The organism is Paenibacillus cookii, from assembly GCF_018333375.1.
GTDB lineage: Bacteria > Bacillota > Bacilli > Paenibacillales > Paenibacillaceae > Paenibacillus_AQ > Paenibacillus_AQ cookii.
Genome location: NZ_BORW01000026.1, coordinates 55,256 through 72,971, shown reverse-complemented (window position 1 = coordinate 72,971; position 17,716 = coordinate 55,256). Strand labels below are relative to the sequence as shown.

The following is a 17,716-nucleotide window of genomic DNA, read 5'->3' as shown; positions in this document are numbered from 1 at the left end:
ATGGAAGCGAGTGCGTACACGTATTCGAGAACTCCGCGCCCTGGGCGTGCCAGAATGGGCCGCTTTTATGATGGCCAACTCCCGCAAAGGAGCTTGGGAAATGTCCCGAAACATAAATAACGCCCTTTCGACAACCTATTGGGAAGCGAAAGGGCTGAAAAGTTTGCTTTCTCGCTACTTGGAACTTCGTTAACCTTTTGGAACCGCCGTATGCGGACCCGCATGTACGGTGGTGTGAGAGGACGGGGGTTTGCCGCCCCCTTCTACTCGATTATCCGGTTTGAAGTTAAAACGTGATGGTCCAATTCCGCGTATCCGGGAGCTGACCGGCCTGCAGGCCGGTGATGGTGTCATACAGCTTCTGGGACAACTCGCCGATCTTTTTGTCGTTGATAGCCATCGTATGCTCGTTCCAGTGGAGCTCGCCGACCGGCGAAATGACCGCTGCCGTACCGGTACCGAACACCTCTTCCAGTTGTCCTTGCTTGTAGGCTTCGTAAATTTCCTCGATGGATAGTTTCCGTTCTTCGACCGGAACTCCCCAATCCTTCAGCAGCGTAATGACGGAGTCGCGCGTCACGCCTTCCAGGATGCTGCCGTTAATTTCCGGCGTGATGACCGTGCCCGCGATTTTGAAGAAAATGTTCATGCTGCCCACTTCTTCGATATATTTCTTTTCGATGGCATCCAGCCAGAGCACCTGCGAGAAGCCTTCTTTTTTGGCGTTTTCCTGGGCTTTGATGCTTGCCGCATAGTTGCCTGCGGCCTTGGCATACCCGATCCCGCCGCGAACCGCACGGGTATAGGAGCTTTCCACGTTGATTTTGACCGGTTCCAGGCCACCCGAGTAATAAGCGCCTACCGGCGACAGGATGACGATGAGCTGATACGTGTACGAGGACCGTACCCCCAAGCACGGCTCCGTGGCGATGATAAATGGGCGGACGTACAAGGACGTGCCCTTCTCGGTAGGAATCCAGCTTTTATCGATCTCGATCAAGGTTTTGATCGCTTGGATGACGAACTCCCCGTCGACTTCAGGGATCCCCAGCCGGTCGTTCGAACGGTTCAAGCGTTCCATGTTTTTATCCGGTCTGAACAGCAGCACCTTGCCGGAGTCGGTCATGTAGGCTTTCAGCCCCTCGAAAACGGCCTGCCCATAATGAAACACCATGGCCGCAGGGTCCAACGCGATCGGGGCGTAAGGAACGATCCTTGGATCATGCCAGCCCTTTTCCGTATGGTAATCCATGATAAACATGTGGTCGGTAAAATATTTCCCGAAACTCAAATTGCTGCTGTCCGGCTTGTTCCCCGGCGTGGTGGTTAATTGGATTTTGATCTCATCGCTCATAGTCATGCGCTCCTATCGTACATTTATAATAATGTCTACTATAGATAACAAAAAATGATTGGTCAATTCAATGTTATCAATTAAAATAATAGTTATCAACTATGGTGGAGGGTCGGTCCATGGATTTTCGTCTGCTTGAGTATTTTCTGGCGGTTTGCGAAGAGCTGCATTTTACCAAGGCCGCCGTAAAGTTGGGCATCAGCCAGCCTACGCTTAGCCAGCAAATCCGGTTGTTGGAGGAAAGGGTCGGAACGCCGTTATTCCAACGGATCGGCAAAAAAAATTATTTGACGGAAGCCGGCATGACGTTAAAAGAGCACGCATTAAACATTTTTCACGAATTGGAACAAGCCCAAACCGAAATTAACGAACTCAAGGGGATGCAAAGGGGAAAACTTACCATCGGATGCTCGGGCAACCATTTGCTGACGGAAACGCTCATTTCCTTCCATCAAAAAATGCCGGGCATCTCGATTTCCGTGCACGAGCTTGCGACCGAAGAAACCAAGAAGGGACTGATCGACAACAAGCTGGATCTTGGGGTAGTGTTTCTGCCATTGGACGACGAACAATTGATCAGCATGGAGCTTTATACCGAGGAGCTTTGCCTTGCGGTTTCCGCCAAACACCGGCTGAGCCGCCAGGCTGCCGTCAAGCTGGAGGATCTTACGCTGGAGTCGCTGGTGCTGTTCCCGGAAAAATTTCTGGTGCGCCAAATGGTGGACGCTTACAGCAAAGAGGCCGGACATCGGCTGCATCCGATCATCGAGCTGTCGACCATGGATTCGATGCTGCAATTGGTCAAGCTGAACGTTAGCTGCACGATTTTGCCGAAATCGTATTTGAACATGATCCTTCACTCGGATATTGCCATCATCCCGATCGTCCATCCCGTTCCACAGAAAAAGGTGGGCATCGTATACCGCAAGCAAAAATTTTTGAACGCCGCAATGGTCGCTTTCATCCACGAACTGACGCAAACCTACAATTCTGCCCATACGCTGCAAAAGATGTAATCGATTGTCGGGGTACAACACATCGGAGAGCATCGCTTTAAATGACAAGCCGCGCGAAGTCCGACAAATTTCTGCTTTATGAAAATATGATTGGCGGCGGCCGAATGCCAGCCGATAGACGTTTTTCTGCTAGGGTCATAGACTTGATACGAAGTTTTACATTATAATGAATAGAACGAATACATATGTTCGCTTTCAATTTAGGGGAGAGAATTCATTTGCGCATATTAGGGATCGACCCGGGGATCGCCATCGTAGGCTTTGGTTTCATCGATCAAGCCGGAAGCAAGCTGACCCCGGTGCAATACGGCTGCATTCAGACCGAGGCTCACACGCCCGACGAAGAGCGGCTGCTGCATGTGTACGAAGCCATGATTCAACTGATCGATAAATATCAACCGGAATGCGTTGCTTTTGAAAAGCTGTTTTTCAACCGGAACGTCACGAATGCGATGCTCGTCAGCCAGGCGCGCGGAGTTTTGATCTTGGCGGCCACCCAGCGCGGCTTGCCCATCGCGGAATATACGCCGATGCAGGTGAAGCAGGCCATAGTCGGTTACGGCAAGGCGGAGAAAAAGCAGGTTCAGGAAATGGTCCGGATGTTTTTGAGGCTGCAGGCCGTGCCGAAGCCCGATGACGTGGCGGATGCCTTGGCCGTGGCGGTTTGCCACGCCCATTCGCACGCGTTAAATTCGAAAATAAACGAGGTATTGCGAAAATGATCGATTTTTTAAGAGGGCCGATGGTCCATCTGGAAAATGAATATATCGTGCTGGACGTTCAAGGGGTAGGATACCGCGTATTCTGCCCTAATCCTTTTGTATTCGCCAAAACGGAAGGACCCGTGACGGTGTACACCCATCATCATGTCCGGGAGGACGCGATCCTGTTGTTCGGTTTCCCGACCCGGGAGGAGCAGAGGCTGTTCCGCAAACTGATCGACGTCTCGGGAATCGGTCCGAAGGTCGCATTGGGCATTTTGGCCGGAGGCACGCCGGAGCAGCTGGTTACGGCCATTTACCAAGAGAACATTACGTTCCTGACGAAAATGCCGGGGATCGGCAAAAAAACGGCGCAGCGCATGGTCCTGGACCTCAAGGACAAGCTTGACGGCTTCGGCACGGCTTCGCTGGCGACCGGACTGTTTGCGGTGCCCGAGCCCGAGGAAGGTGACGGATCGGCCTGGTCCGAGGCGCGGGAAGGCCTCAAAGCGCTGGGATACACGGATGCGGAGCTGGATCGGGTATGGCTCAAAATCAAGGATGAAACGGCGTTCGGAGATTCGGTGGACGTATTGATGAAAAAAGCGCTGAAGCTGCTTTATGCGGGGTAATCGAAGCATTCGGCTGCTGGGAGAGGGGCGACAGGAATGGATGACCGGATCATATCGGCAAATTTAATGATGGAAGACCAGGCGGTGGAGCTGAGCCTTCGCCCCCGGTATTTGAACGAATATATCGGACAGAACCAAGTAAAGGAAAACCTGAAAATTTACATCGAAGCCGCCAAGATGCGCAACGAGGCATTGGATCACGTGCTGCTGTACGGGCCTCCGGGGCTCGGCAAAACGACTTTGGCCAACATTATCGCCAACGAGCTCGGCGTCAATTTGCGCACCACCTCCGGGCCTGCGATCGAGCGTCCCGGCGATTTGGCGGCGCTGCTGACCAACCTGCAGGAAGGGGACGTGCTGTTCATCGACGAGATCCACCGGCTGCACCGTACGGTGGAAGAGGTGCTGTATCCGGCGATGGAGGATTTTGCGCTCGACATTATGATCGGCAAAGGCCCGAGCGCGCGCTCCGTCCGATTGGACCTCCCGCCGTTTACGCTGATCGGGGCGACGACCCGGGCGGGTCTGTTGTCCGCTCCGCTGCGCGACCGCTTCGGCGTCGTCAGCCGGCTCGAATTTTACAACGTGGATGAACTCAGCTACATCGTGTCCCGCGGGGCCGATATCTTCGGCATCGAAATCGTGGGGGACGCGGCCGAGGAAATCGCTCTGCGTTCCAGGGGCACGCCGCGGATCGCGAACCGCCTCCTGAAAAGAGTCCGGGACTACGCCCAGGTGCGGGGGGACGGCATGATTACGCCGAAAATCGCGGAAGAATCGCTGAAAATGCTTCAAGTCGACCCGCGCGGCTTGGACCAAATCGACTACAAAATGCTTACTTCGATGATTACGAGCTTCAAGGGCGGGCCGGTCGGCCTCGATACGATAGCGGCCACCATCGGCGAAGAAAGCCAAACGATCGAGGATGTGTACGAGCCGTACCTGCTCCAGATCGGCTTCCTGCAGCGGACGCCCCGGGGCAGGATCGTGACGGCTGCGGCCTATCAGCACTTAGGACTGCCGATGCCCGATCCCCGTTAAATCAATCGCGATGTTAACATTCATTTTGATATAGACTTCATGGGATGCAAGGAGGAACATAACGAGTGCGAAAATCGACGGTACCGAAGGTAGTTACATGGTGTGGCAAAGGTCTTTTGGCCGTATTGCTGGCCGCCGGCGGCTTGCAGCTGTCCGGCAAGGCATCGGCTCTTTCGGCCGACCAGATCCGGGTCGGTTTGTTTATGGATTTAGGCAGCACGTATAAATCCACGCAGGCGGCAGTGACGCTTTCCTCCGGACAAGCTTGGTCCGTAGGATTCAAAGCGGCCGGAGGGCCATCCTCCGCCTTTGCGCTTGCCGCCGGAGAAGAAGCGCGCTTCAGCATCGACGGCTTTCGCGTGAAGGTGCTGGAAACGAGGGATTTTTCGGCCGCCTCCGCGGCCTACAAAAAACTGGCGGCCACGGCGGACAAGCCGTTTCTGTTTGCGGCCCAGATCTCCGCAGGACAAGTGTACCAGCTCTATGCCGGGCCTTATGCAAGCGAGCAGGCGGCCGCTACAGGAGCAGCCCGCACGGCCAAAACCGCGGCCGCTTATCTGGAGGGGCAGGTTCCCGGGGTGAAGGGCCCGAAGCATTTGACCGCCGGTTCTTACGATACGGAAGCGCAAGCGGCGGCAGCCGCAAGCTCCATCAAGGATGCCGGGTTTGATGCGATGGTCGCGCTGGAGCAGACGGCCGACGGCGGCAGCCGCTACGCGGTTTGGGTCGGGGAAGCGGCAAACGATCAGGATTTGGCCGCCCTGTCAAGCTCCGCGGCGGCGCAATTGCCGCAATTTGCGCTCTCGAACGCCGATGCCGGCCTTCCGGGTTTGATCATCCGGCAGGATGTAGGCCAAGGGCAAGCCGTCAAGCATTTTCAGGTCAGCGGCAAAGACGCCAAAGCATGGGCTTCGAGCAGCGGCTCGGAACTGAAGGTTAAGGAAAGATCAAACCGTTCTTACCGCGGGGCGATGGAGATCAGCGTTTTGAACGGGCAACTGGCGCTTGTCAATGAGCTGCCGTTTGAAGAGTACCTCTATTCGGTCGTCGGCGGCGAGGTGCCGTCCTCGTGGCCTGCGGAAGCACTGAAAGCCCAAGCGGTTGCGGCGCGCAGCTATGCGGAGTTTCAAGTGGGGCAAAGCAGCAAGTTTAAAATCGCGGACGTCGTCGACACGACGCTGAGCCAGGCTTACAATGGGGTCGCCTCCGAATCCCCGAGCGTGGTCGAAGCGGTCGACGCAACCCGCGGCGAAGTGATCCGGAAAGACGGGAAAGTGGTCGAGGCGGTGTTTTCCTCCAACGCCGGCGGCGCGTCGGCCGATCCTTCCGAAGTGTGGAACAGCGGCGGGGATGCGTTCGCCAGCGTGCCAAGCGAGGGGGACACGGCCGCGACGAAGGGCCAAAAAATGTGGTACCATGTGCTGCTCCCTTCCGGCGTCAGCGGCTATGTGCGCGAAGACAACGTAAAAGAGACCGGCACGTTTACCGGCGGCGGACTCGCCAAAGTGACCGTGACGGCCAAAGACACGAACGTTCGCCCGCTGCCGCTGATTCAGTCCGATAAAAGCCCGGTCGCCAAAATGAATCCCGGCGATACGGCAGTCTTGCTGGAAAAAGTGAACGAATCCGGCACGTACTCTTGGGTTCGCGGGCCGTTCACGTCGGCCGAGCTGCTTAAAAGCCTGCAGGGCAAAACCCAGACGCCGCCTCCTTCCCCGATCGTGACGCTGGACGTCACGAAACGCGGGCCGTCCGGCCGGGCGACGGAAATCAAGGCCAACGGCCAGGTTCTCGACGTAAAATACCCGGACCTGTTCCGCTCGGCGCTGGGAAGCCTTCCAAGCACCTTATTTGATATTGTCCAAACCGGGAGCTATACTGTACGGAGTGCCGACGGCACGACGGCCAAAAAAACCGGTTCGTCCGGCGCCGCCGTCGTCTCGGCTTCCGGCCAAAGCACCCTTGCGGGCGGCGGAACGGTCATCCTGAGCGGGGACGGCAGCGCCCGCAGCGTCGACAAAAACGAAGGTTTTATGTTCGTCGGCCGCGGCAACGGGCATGGCCTCGGACTCTCGCAATGGGGAGCGAAAGGGATGGCTGACGAAGGGTATGGTTATCAGGATATATTGAAACACTATTACCAGAACGTAACTATTACTAAGGAATGACGCAATATGAACGTAGACTTGTACGATTTTAACCTACCGGAAGAATTGATTGCACAGACGCCGCTCAAGGAGCGGACGGCATCGCGTCTATTGACGCTGAACAAGCAAAACGGGGCGATTGCCCATCATACATTCAAGGATATCGTGGACCAGCTGCATCCCGGCGATACGCTTGTGCTGAACGATACGCGGGTCATTCCCGCGAGATTGTTCGGAACCAAGGAAGATACGGGCGCCAAAGCGGAGGTGCTCCTGCTGAAAAACCTCGGCGAAGACCGCTGGGAAGCGCTCGTCAAACCGGGCAAAAAGCTGAAGCCGGGCACGTCGATCGTTTTCGGGGACGAGCTGAAAGCCGTCATCGAAGATGAAGCCGACATGGGCGAACGCGTGCTGAAGTTTTATTATAAAGGGATTTTCCAGGAGATTTTGGACCGGCTCGGCCAGATGCCCCTGCCTCCGTATATCAAGGAGAAGCTGGATGACCGGGAACGGTATCAGACCGTATATTCCCGCCATGAGGGCTCTGCGGCCGCGCCGACAGCCGGGCTTCATTTCACGAAAGAACTTCTCGAGGAAATCGAGCGCAAGGGCGTCACGATCGCCTATTTGACGCTTCATGTCGGGTTGGGCACCTTCCGTCCGATGTCCGTCGACAAAGTCGAAGACCATGTGATGCATGCGGAGTATTATTCCGTTTCGCAGGAAACGGTCGACGTCTTAAACGCTGCGCGCAGCCGGGGCGGACGCATCATTGCCGTCGGCACGACTTCGTGCCGGACGCTTGAAACGCTTGGCACCCGGTTTGCGGGCGGGCAGCTCGAGGCTTGCAGCGGCTGGACGGATATTTTCATTTATCCGGGTTATGAATTCAAGGTCGTGGATGCCCTGATCACCAACTTCCATCTGCCCAAGTCCACGCTGGTGATGCTGGTGAGCGCGCTGGCAGGCAGAGAGCATATTTTGCATGCGTACGAAGAAGCGATCCAAGAGAAATACCGCTTTTTCAGCTTCGGCGACGCCATGTTTATTTATTAAGTCCGATCGAGCGGAATCTAAGAGGATGGTATCTATATGACTGCAGCAGTTTATTACGAACACATTAAAACATGCAAACAATCCGGAGCGCGCCTCGGCCGCGTCCATACCCCCCACGGGGTGATCGAAACGCCGACCTTCATGCCGGTCGGGACGCTGGCCACCGTCAAAACGATGAGCCCGGAAGAGCTGAAGGCGATGGACGCGCAAATCATCTTGAGCAACACCTATCACCTTTTCCTGCGCCCGGGCCACGATATCGTCCGGGAAGCGGGCGGGCTGCATCAATTCATGAATTGGGATCGCCCTATTTTGACCGACAGCGGCGGCTTCCAGGTGTTCAGCTTGAGCGAAATGCGCAAAATCACCGAGGAAGGCGTGCATTTCCGTTCCCACCTGAACGGGGACAAGTTATTCATTTCTCCTGAAGTGGCGATGGAAATCCAGAACGCGCTCGGCTCCGATATCATGATGGCATTCGATGAGTGCCCGCCTTATCCGGCCGAATACGATTACGTCAAAAAATCGCTGGAACGGACGTCGAGATGGGCCGAGCGCTGCCTGAAAAGCCACGCGCGCCCGCATGACCAGGCGTTGTTCGGCATCGTGCAGGGAGGCATGTACGAGGATTTGCGCAAACAAAGCGCGCGGGATTTGACTTCCATGGATTTCCCGGGGTATGCTATTGGTGGACTCAGCGTTGGAGAGTCCAAGCAGCTGATGTATGAAGTGCTGGATTATACCGTTCCGCTCCTTCCGGACAACAAACCCCGTTATTTGATGGGCGTCGGTTCTCCGGATGCCTTGATCGAAGGTTCGATCCGGGGCGTGGACATGTTTGACTGCGTCCTGCCGACGCGGATTGCCCGCAACGGAACGACGATGACCAGCCAAGGACGGCTCGTCGTGCGAAACGCCCAATACGCCAGAGATTTTGGCCCTCTTGATCCTGCATGCGATTGTTATACTTGCCGGAACTATTCAAGAGCCTACCTTCGTCATTTGATCAAAGCCGACGAAACCTTTGGCCTCAGGCTGACGACGTACCACAACCTGCATTTCCTTATCAACCTGATGAAGCAAGTGCGGCAAAGCATCATGGAAGACAGGCTGCTTGATTTCCGCGATGAGTTTTTTGAGCAGTACGGTCTTCATGACAATGATAAAGGTTTTTAATCCGAAGGTTTTTCGGAAGCAGCTGAAACTGAAACGACGGGGTTAATCCATGAAAGGGGGGAAAGGGATGTTCGAAAAATTCGAAAGTTTTGAAATTGCGGCAGGCGCAGGCGGCGCGGCAGGCGGCGGAAGCAACTTCCTCAGCTTGATTTTGCCTCTCGTGCTGATGTTTGCGATTTTTTATTTCCTGCTTATTCGTCCGCAGCAAAAGAAACAGAAAACCCGGAACTCGATGCTCAGCGCATTGAAAAAAGGGGATAAGGTCGTTACGATCGGGGGCCTTCACGGGACGATCATGGAAATTACGGACGACACGGTCGTATTGCGCGTCAATGACGTTACGAAGCTTACGTTCGACCGCAACTCGATCAGCCATGCGATCAGCACCGCAGCCGAAGGCGAAAAATAAGCTGCAGCGACATAACGAATCACAAGATTACTTATGGATTCATTTCATCATGACCAATAAGCGACAATGAAGCGGGTATACGGGGAAAATCCCTATGATCGCTTTCTTTGAAGCGTCCAAGGGCATGGATGAAATCGGTTATTGCAGCGAAGATGCAACATCGTTAGCCTAACCAAAGAGGCGGTTCCCGTTCAGGGAGCCGCCTCTTTGATCATGTGTAAGCGTATAGCTCTCGATATTATAATCCGCCAAACATTTTGCGCTGCCGGTGAAGCAGGGATTCGTTTTGGCTTCGCAAGGAAAGCTTGGCGAACAGGATGCCCGCATTGGAAGCGATGAGACCCAGAATGGTGCCGGCGATCATATCCGTGAGCCAATGAATGCCCAGATAGAAGATGCTGAAAATCACGATGATGGCGCTGACCGTCGTCATGATGCCGAAGCGTCGGTTGCCGGAACGCAATCCCAAAACCATCATCGTCACCGAAATGGACGTATGGAGGCTTGGGAAGCAGTTGTTGATGCCGGATAAAGGCCTGTACTCCTGCTCGAAGTTCGGAAAGACCTCCAGCATGAGGAAGGATGCTCCGGATGGCGGGTAAGACCACACCTCATTGACCGGGAAAAACAGGTAAAACGGAATCGCGACCGTATAGTTGATGATAATCGCGAAGCAAGTGGCCAGCACGAACACTCTATTTTGATCGGAAACATAAACGCCGAGCGACGCGACAAGCAGCGATTGAAAAACCACCACGTAGAAAAAAACGAGGACGGGCGTAAGGTACGGGCTGTGGAAAAAGTCCTGAAAATGTTGCACGAAATGTCCTTCCAAGCCGAATACCCAAGGCGTGAAATCTTTATGGTAATTCATGTTTTCTTCGATCTGCAGCTCGTATTTGTTCAGCAGAAGAATCCCTACCATGATGCAGAACAGCAGCAAAAACTTGCGCGAAGTTAGCAGCTCTTTCATAAACAGGTAGGCCGCTTTGAACGGGTTGCGGAGCGTACCCAGCCAGATCAGCAGAATCACGGCGACTGCCGAGGCGATGGATATTCCCTGCATGGATTGGTAGATCAAATCAGAAAAAGCCTCCTCTTGTAAGAATCAAGTGAACCTAGTGTACCATATTTCAAGAGGAGAGGCCTTATCGATTCACTTATTTTTAAGGTTCACGCCGAACATGCCGCCGATGGCCGCCGAGGCAAACGCCGTGGCAAGCAGCAGCAGATCCCCCGTCTGCAAATGGCTGTCGAGCGCGAGAAAACCGATCATGATGATCAGCGCGCCGTACAAAATGCCCGTCAGGCCGCCTTGGTACCAGCCTCTTTTTCCTGCCCGCTTGCCTGCGACAATTCCCCCGAACAACGATGCAACCGCATGGACCACATAAATGTAGCGGGAAAGGCTTTGTTCGTCCATGCCGCTGGACCACAGCAGGAGAGAAAGGACAAGCGCGCCAAGCATCATCCAGAAAAAAGAATAATAGAGTCCGGACAGAATCGGATTTGCAATCCGAAAAGAAAGCACGCGCCGGATCATGTGCATAACAGGAACCCCCTTCATCATTCTAGGAATTTTTTCGTCATTCCCTAAACCATAAGTTAATGTAAATCTATGTCCAAGCCTCCCGGGGTAGTACAAGTAATTTTCCAATTATTAATCCGCGCGGCAGTGCATGCCTGAAATGGACGAAGGCCAAAATACCCTTATATTCTTCCAACAATATCGCATCAAAGGGAGGGCTTGGGTGTGGCTGCTCACATTTTGGTCACCGTATTTCGGACGGTACTCATGTATTTTGTCATCTATCTGACTTTAAGGATTATGGGAAAACGGGAAATCGGAAAGCTTTCGATTTTCGATCTCGTCATTTCCATCATGATCGCCGAAATCGGCGTTTTTGTGCTGGAAGATATCAAGCGCCCGGTTTTCGACGGGATCGTTCCGATGATCACGCTGGTCATCATCCAATTGATCATTGCCATCGTCAGCCTGAAGAGCAGGAAAGTGCGTTTATGGTTCGAAGGCGAGCCGAGCATTCTTGTGGCCAAGGGCAAGCTCAACCGGGAGGAGATGCGGAAACAGCGGTACAACCTGGACGATTTGCTGCTCCAGCTGCGCGGGAAAAACATCCAAAACATCGCGGACGTCGAATTTGCCATTCTGGAAAACTCCGGGCAGCTGACGGTCATTCCCAAATCTCCTTCCGCTTCGCGCGAGGAAACCCGGCAGCCGTTTGGCGGGAACGATCCCCAGGCAAGCGGCGGCACGGCTTGGGCGCAGCCCGAAACAAAACGACCCGCAAATCCGCGGCAGGCGGGGAAGATTGCGGCAAACGGCGGATCCAGATCGAAAAAGCTCTTTTTTGCCCCGGCCGGAACCTTCAGTTTCGGCGTGCTTCCCGTTCCGCTGATCATGGACGGAAAAGTGCAGGACGACAATTTGCGGAAGCTGAGAAAAAACCGGTTTTGGCTTAAACATCAAATTCAGCAGCATGGCGTCAAAGAGTTCAAGGACGTATTTTTATGCTCGATCGACCCGAACGGCAAGGTGTACGTCGATCCGAAATAAACCTTATGCCGCAGGTTTCCCCGGCTCGTCCGAGCCGAACCATTTGCCGATGACCGGCATTCTTCTCACGTCGCGCGGCGAGACCAGCTTCACGGCAAAAACCGTGACCAGGAACGCAGCCGCGCCAACGAGCGCCGATGCAAAAAGCTGAATCCATCCGAAGCCGGCAAACGGAAAATGGCGGAAGGCATACGTCGTTAGGGCAGCCATGATGAGCATGGCGCAAAGCAGTTTCACCATGTCGAAAAGCTTGAAGCGGTACGCGAGCAGCCGGCTGATGCTAAACCCGTGAAGGATGGTGACGACGATGCTGTTGATGATGATCGCGATGACGGCGCCGTAAATGCCGTATTCCGGCTGGGAAGACAAATACCAGATCAGGAACAGCTTGATCGAAGCGCTGACCAGCGTGTTGAACAACGCCCTTCCGGGGCGGTCCAATGCTTGCAGCGTGGCCTGCAGCGGGGCCTGTACATAGACGAAAAGCGCAAAAGGGGCCAGCATCCGCAGCATCCCCGCGATGTCCGTGCTGTTGTACAACAAGCGGCAAAGCGGTTCGGCGAGTACGTACATGATCACGGAGAAAGGAGCGCCCGTAACCAAGGCGAGCCGGATCGTTTGGTTGAGCCGCTTATGGATCGTCAGCCTGTCTTTGCGGGCAGCCGCTTCGGAAAGGGATGGAACCAGCGATACGGCCAGGGAAGAGGTCAACGCGCCGGGCAGGAGCAGGACGGGAATGATCATGCCCTGCAGCGCGCCGTATTGCGCGGTGGCGACGGACGTGGCGATGCCTGCGATGGCAAGGCTTTGCGCGGTGATAATCGATTCGAACAGGTAAGAAAAGGAACCGACCAGCTTGCCTGCCGTCACCGGAACGTTGATGCCCATCAAACGAGAAAACAAACCCGGGCTTGACGCTTGATGGCGCGAGCCTTTTTCGGTTTTGGCCAGCTTTGGCCGCTCCTTGCGGAACTGCCATAACAGGGCGAGCAGCCCGAAAAATTCGCCGGCCGTTACCCCAAGCATCGCTCCTGCCGCGGCATAAGCAATCCCCTTGGGCAGCAGCAGGTAAGCGAACCATAACGTGCAGCCGATTCTGGCCACGGTTTCGATGATGCTTGAGGCGGCGGAAGGGATCATGTTTTGCTTGCCTTGAAAATAGCCTCTGTAAACGGATGATACGGCAACGATGACCAGCATCGGGCTCATGCTGATAAACGTGTAGTAGACGCGCGAATCCGTCAGGATATGGCTCGTCACCCAGGGCGCAAGCCAGACGGAAAGCGCCATGAACAGAATGCCCAAACCGACGGTCAGCATCAGGCTGACGCGGAGGACGAATTCGGAATTTTGCGGTTTGTTCTCCGTTTCCGCTTCGGATATCAGCTTGGCCACCGCAAGCGGAATCCCGCCGGTGATGATGGTGACCAGCACCAGGAAAAAAGGATATCCGAGCTGGTAAATGCCGACGCCTTCGGCCCCGATGATGCGGGGCAGGGCGATGCGGGGAATAAATCCCAAAATCCTGTTGACGATCCCGGCGGCGAGCAAAATCATCGTGCCTTGGATAAACGTCTGCTTTTTCGATGTCCCCGTGCGAGGTGTTAGCTTGTTCAAATGCGCCACTCCCTTTTTCCGTGCCAGCTCTTTTGCTGCTGCATTCGTTGCGACAGACCTTTTGTATATGGATATGCCGGACTCGTCCATTCATACCAGGACATTTTTGCGCGAAGGTTTGGCGAAAACCGGAAAAAGTCTTGCAATCCAAAAGAAGGAATGGGACCATGCGGAGTCGAATGTGGTAGTATGAAAGTATAACTTGGCAGGAAGACACCAGGGAGACGGGGAGGAGGGTGCGCCAGTGAGCCCGGAATATATGAGCGAAAGCGAGATGGATGCCGCCATTGAGGCGTTTTGCCGGAGCAAGGCGGAGGAATTCAGGCTTATCGGTTATGAACATGTGACCAGCAAAGACATCTGGAACTGCATCAGCAGCAAATACGAAAAGGAAGGCATTCCTCCTTTGTATAAGCTGACCAACGATATTCTCTCTCTGAAGGTAACGACATTTATGAACTTTATGACCATATCTGCATATAAAGGTTCCTCTTTCGATTAAGGGAGAGGAACTTTTTCAGGTTGGCGGCTAAGCGGATAAGGCCTCTCCTCAAGCTCCGGAAAACCTCCCGGCGGGCGGAAACGACAAATATTGATAAATTGACTGCTTTTTGACGCATGGCTATAATAGGAATATTGAGAACGAAAGGGGAACTAGGAACGGCATGAAAAGAATTGCTACTTTCATCATCGTCGTGCTCGTTGCTGCGGGAATCATGGCCTGGTCGACTCCGGGATTGCTGAACGGCGTCCGGCTCGGTCTTGATCTTAAAGGGGGCTTCGAGATTTTGTACGAAGCTTCGCCGCTCGAAGCGGGACAAAAGATTACGAAACAGTCCCTCACGCGTACGGCGGAAAGCCTGGAGAAGCGCGCCAATGCGCTTGGTACCAGCGAACCCGAAGTAACCACCGAAGGTACGAACCGGATTCGCCTTAAAATCGCAGGCGTAACCAACGAAGCCGAAGTCAGAAAGAAAATGAAGGAGCCGGCCTCGCTGACATTCCGCAGCGCGGAAGGCTGCAAGGCGCCTGCGGAAAACGCGCAACCGAAGGATATATATTGTAAGGTCGAGCTGGTCGGCAGCGATTTTGTCGAAAACGGAGCTTCCGTAGGCTACGACCAACTCAACCAGCCCGTCATCGATATCAAGGTGAAGGACAAAAAGAAATTCGCGGATGTCACCAAACGTCTGATCGGCAAAAACCTGGCGATCTTCCTCGATGACAACATGCTGTCCGACCCGACGGTCCGTCAAGAGCTGACCGACGGCAAAGCCCAAATTTCCGGCAGTTATTCCATCGAAGAAGCCAAACAAATCCGCGACACGATCAATCTGGGCGCCCTGCCTTTGAAACTGACCGAAAAATATTCTCAAAGCGTAGGCGCGACGCTGGGCAAACAATCGCTGCAAAAAACGATCGAAGCAGGCATCATCGGTTCCATCGTCATTCTGCTCTTTATGATCGCGATGTACCGTTTGCCGGGCATCATCGCCAGCTTCGGGCTGATCGTGCATACCTGGCTGCTCATCCTGGTGTTCGTCTGGGCCGACTTTACGCTGACCCTTCCGGGCGTAGCGGCGTTTATTCTCGGGATCGGGATGGCCGTCGACGCGAACATCATCACAAACGAACGGATTCGGGAAGAAATCCGCAACGGCCGCAGCATCACCTCGGCGGTCAAAGCGGGGAACAAATCCTCCTTCCGCACGATTTTGGACTCGAACATTACGACGATTATCGTCGGTGCGGTGATGTTCGCGTTTGGGACAGGCGCCGTCAAAGGTTTCGCCCTTGTCCTGATCGTCGAAATCGTGCTGAGCATTTTGACGAACGTGTATTTGACCCACTTCCTGCTTAGTTTGCTCGTCAAGGGCGAGCTGCTCAAAAAACCGAAGCAGTTCGGGGTAAAGGAGAGTGAGATCAATGCACTTTAAGAGAGAATTCGACTTCGTGAAGCTCAGCAAGCCGGCCTTTATCTTTTCGATCGTGCTGACGATCGCCGGCATTATTGCGCTTTCCGCTTTCGGTTTGAACTACGGCGTTGATTTCCGCGCGGGTTCGAACGTGGACGTGAAGCTGTCCAAAAACGTGACGGCTGAAGAGATACAGCCGGTGCTCAGCGCCATCGGAGTCGCCAAAGAAGACGCGCATATCACGCCGGGGGATCAGCGGGTGAACATCCGTTTCACGAAAGTGCTCCAGGAGGATCAGGACGAAAAGCTGAAAGCGGAAATTCAGAAGCTGGACAAGTCTGCATCCTTCGAAATCAACACCGTTGATCCGGAAATGGCCAAGGAGCTCGGCCGGAATGCGATCTATGCCGTACTCATATCCTGTATCGGGATCATCATATACGTAAGTATCCGGTTTGAATGGCGGTTCGCGTTAGCGGCCATCGTCGCGCTTTTGCATGACGCGTTTATGGTCGTAGCGATCTTCTCCATCTTCCGGCTGGAGGTCAGCCTGACGTTCATCGTCGCGGTGCTGACGATCATCGGTTACTCGATCAACGATACGATCGTTATTTTCGACCGGATCCGCGAAAACCTGCGTTTCGGCAAGCAGAAGACGCGCGAGGATTTGGCCAAACTGCTGAACCACAGCGTCAACCAAATGCTGATGCGTTCCTTGTATACAGCGTTTACGGTATTTATCGCCGCGTTTTTCCTGTTCCTGTTCGGCGGAGAATCGATCAAAATGTTCTCGCTGGCCATGGTCATCGGCCTGATCTTCGGGGCATACTCTTCGATCTTCATCGCAAGCCCGCTGTGGCTGCTCTTTAAGTACAAGCAAAAACCTAACCGGAAAGCGGTCAAGCCTTCCAAAGCGTAAGGTTCTTGTACAGGTGAAAGCCGCGTCCCATGCGACGCGGCTTTCGATCTTCCATGTGGAACTCATCAATGGCTTATTCACCTCGAAGAAACGGATGCAGGTGCGTCATAACCGTACGGATGACATCCATTTCAAAGAAAAGAATCGGCATGTTGGGACTGCCGGAGAGGAGGCAAACATGAGCACAGGGCGTTCACATTCTTCCGATAAGGTCACTTGGGCGGGAATGATCGGCGATTTGTCGCTTGCCGTTCTCAAAGGGACATTAGGTTATTTCGGGGGAAGCAAGGCATTGCTTGGCGATGCGTTGTATTCCGCTTCCGATGCGGTGACCGCGTTGAACCGGCTCATTCCGCGCCGCATGTCCGCCAAAGCTTGGGGCGCAGGCAAGCAGCCGAAACGCTCGCACCGAACGGAGCCTTTGTTTGCGATCATTTTTGCGGTGCTTGTTCTGATGGGAGGGCTGCAGATCGCGATCGCTTCCATTCGGGAAATCGCTTCGGGAACCATCGAGATACCGGAATCGTTTACGCTCATCGCCATTTTTGTGTCGTTGGCCGTAAAGGAAGCCATTTTTCAATTCCAATACCGCTATTCGAAAAAGCAAGGCGACGGGAATCATACCGCTTATGCCGAAGAACATCGCTTTAGCTTGTATACTTCATTGACCGTCTGCATCGGCGTCTTTTTGTCCTTGGCAGGCGACGGTTTGCAGGTGAAAGCGCTGATGTACATGGATCCGGTTGCGGCTCTGATCGTGGCGGCTTTGGTGCTCCGCAAAGGGTACCTGATGATCGTGACATCCGTTTACGGTTCGCTTGTGGAGGAAACCGAGCAGGAGGACTCTCTGAATTTCATCGAGACCGTGCAGCGGGTACACGGCATCATCACCGTCGACGATTTGAAGGCAAGGGAGCAAGGACATTACGTAACCGTTGATCTGAAAATCAGCGTCAATCCCCGCATTACGGTGCTGGAAGCAAACGAAATCGCGGAGCGGGCCAAAAAACTGCTGATGAACCGCTTCGTGCATATCAGTGACGTGAATATCCAAGTCGTTCCTTATGATCCCGGCTATCCGTACAAATCCAATCATCAGCTTACGGATAATGACATGCCGACGCTGCTTCAATAACGCGTTGAATCGCGCATCGAAG

At 54.1% G+C, this 17,716-nt stretch carries 17 protein-coding genes and 1 pseudogene; 14 read left to right on the top strand and 4 right to left on the bottom strand.

What is annotated here, in order from left to right:
* Window positions 1-193: pseudogene (locus KI367_RS19695) on the top strand (group II intron reverse transcriptase/maturase); the annotation flags it as partial.
* Between the two features lie 93 nt (window positions 194-286).
* On the opposite strand, the gene KI367_RS19690 reads toward KI367_RS19695, so the two are convergent.
* Window positions 287-1,354: a branched-chain amino acid aminotransferase gene (locus tag KI367_RS19690; protein ID WP_212951811.1), complete on the bottom strand. Its 1,068-nt coding sequence runs from the start codon at window positions 1,352-1,354 to the stop codon at window positions 287-289.
* Between the two features lie 119 nt (window positions 1,355-1,473).
* Between KI367_RS19690 and KI367_RS19685 the strand changes: the two genes are divergently transcribed.
* From KI367_RS19685 to yajC, 8 genes are all read left to right on the top strand, one after another.
* Window positions 1,474-2,370 (top strand): LysR family transcriptional regulator, encoded by an 897-nt coding sequence (locus KI367_RS19685; protein ID WP_036711178.1) that lies wholly within the window; start codon window positions 1,474-1,476, stop codon window positions 2,368-2,370.
* Window positions 2,371-2,588: 218 nt separating this feature from the next.
* Entirely contained in the window at window positions 2,589-3,092 is a 504-nt protein-coding gene (gene ruvC, locus KI367_RS19680) for a crossover junction endodeoxyribonuclease RuvC (protein ID WP_036711181.1), read from the top strand.
* Window positions 3,089-3,703, top strand: a complete 615-nt coding sequence (gene ruvA, locus KI367_RS19675) for a Holliday junction branch migration protein RuvA (protein WP_036711183.1) — start codon at window positions 3,089-3,091, stop codon at window positions 3,701-3,703. The genes ruvC and ruvA overlap by 4 nt, the downstream gene beginning before the upstream one ends.
* 36 nt (window positions 3,704-3,739) lie before the next feature.
* Window positions 3,740-4,744: a Holliday junction branch migration DNA helicase RuvB gene (ruvB, locus tag KI367_RS19670; protein ID WP_212951810.1), complete on the top strand. Its 1,005-nt coding sequence runs from the start codon at window positions 3,740-3,742 to the stop codon at window positions 4,742-4,744.
* A gap of 65 nt (window positions 4,745-4,809) precedes the next feature.
* On the top strand, window positions 4,810-6,912 hold the full coding sequence (locus KI367_RS19665) for a SpoIID/LytB domain-containing protein (RefSeq protein ID WP_212951809.1): 2,103 nt from the start codon (window positions 4,810-4,812) through the stop codon (window positions 6,910-6,912).
* Between the two features lie 6 nt (window positions 6,913-6,918).
* Window positions 6,919-7,947: a tRNA preQ1(34) S-adenosylmethionine ribosyltransferase-isomerase QueA gene (gene queA / locus KI367_RS19660; RefSeq protein WP_212951808.1), complete on the top strand. Its 1,029-nt coding sequence runs from the start codon at window positions 6,919-6,921 to the stop codon at window positions 7,945-7,947.
* Window positions 7,948-7,983: 36 nt separating this feature from the next.
* A complete protein-coding gene (tgt, locus tag KI367_RS19655) occupies window positions 7,984-9,123 on the top strand; it encodes a tRNA guanosine(34) transglycosylase Tgt (protein WP_212951807.1) in 1,140 nt (379 codons plus the stop codon).
* A 67-nt stretch (window positions 9,124-9,190) separates the two neighbouring features.
* Window positions 9,191-9,532, top strand: coding sequence for a preprotein translocase subunit YajC (yajC, locus tag KI367_RS19650; protein WP_036711185.1), 342 nt, complete (start codon window positions 9,191-9,193; stop codon window positions 9,530-9,532).
* 238 nt (window positions 9,533-9,770) lie between these two features.
* Here the strand turns inward: yajC and KI367_RS19645 are convergent, their stop codons facing one another.
* On the bottom strand, window positions 9,771-10,613 hold the full coding sequence (locus KI367_RS19645) for a phosphatase PAP2 family protein (protein WP_246537119.1): 843 nt from the start codon (window positions 10,611-10,613) through the stop codon (window positions 9,771-9,773).
* A gap of 75 nt (window positions 10,614-10,688) precedes the next feature.
* Window positions 10,689-11,081: a TIGR04086 family membrane protein gene (locus tag KI367_RS19640; protein ID WP_036711191.1), complete on the bottom strand. Its 393-nt coding sequence runs from the start codon at window positions 11,079-11,081 to the stop codon at window positions 10,689-10,691.
* A 246-nt stretch (window positions 11,082-11,327) separates the two neighbouring features.
* Here KI367_RS19640 and KI367_RS19635 point away from each other — a divergent pair, with 246 nt between their 5' ends.
* Entirely contained in the window at window positions 11,328-12,107 is a 780-nt protein-coding gene (locus KI367_RS19635; protein WP_212951814.1) for a YetF domain-containing protein, read from the top strand.
* Window positions 12,108-12,110: 3 nt separating this feature from the next.
* Here KI367_RS19635 and spoVB read toward each other — a convergent pair whose 3' ends face one another.
* Window positions 12,111-13,664 (bottom strand): stage V sporulation protein B, encoded by a 1,554-nt coding sequence (spoVB, locus tag KI367_RS19630; protein WP_246537122.1) that lies wholly within the window; start codon window positions 13,662-13,664, stop codon window positions 12,111-12,113.
* Between the two features lie 319 nt (window positions 13,665-13,983).
* Here spoVB and KI367_RS19625 point away from each other — a divergent pair, with 319 nt between their 5' ends.
* The 4 genes from KI367_RS19625 to KI367_RS19610 all read left to right on the top strand — a co-directional run bounded on the left by KI367_RS19625 (window position 13,984) and on the right by KI367_RS19610 (window position 17,694).
* The gene (locus KI367_RS19625) at window positions 13,984-14,226 is read left to right on the top strand and encodes a post-transcriptional regulator (RefSeq protein WP_036711300.1); all 243 of its coding nucleotides are present in this window, start codon (window positions 13,984-13,986) and stop codon (window positions 14,224-14,226) included.
* Between the two features lie 163 nt (window positions 14,227-14,389).
* Window positions 14,390-15,661, top strand: coding sequence for a protein translocase subunit SecD (secD, locus tag KI367_RS19620; RefSeq protein ID WP_212951805.1), 1,272 nt, complete (start codon window positions 14,390-14,392; stop codon window positions 15,659-15,661).
* The gene (gene secF, locus KI367_RS19615; RefSeq protein WP_036711197.1) at window positions 15,651-16,559 is read left to right on the top strand and encodes a protein translocase subunit SecF; all 909 of its coding nucleotides are present in this window, start codon (window positions 15,651-15,653) and stop codon (window positions 16,557-16,559) included. The genes secD and secF overlap by 11 nt, the downstream gene beginning before the upstream one ends.
* A gap of 178 nt (window positions 16,560-16,737) precedes the next feature.
* A complete protein-coding gene (locus KI367_RS19610; RefSeq protein WP_212951804.1) occupies window positions 16,738-17,694 on the top strand; it encodes a cation diffusion facilitator family transporter in 957 nt (318 codons plus the stop codon).
* Window positions 17,695-17,716 lie beyond the last annotated feature (22 nt).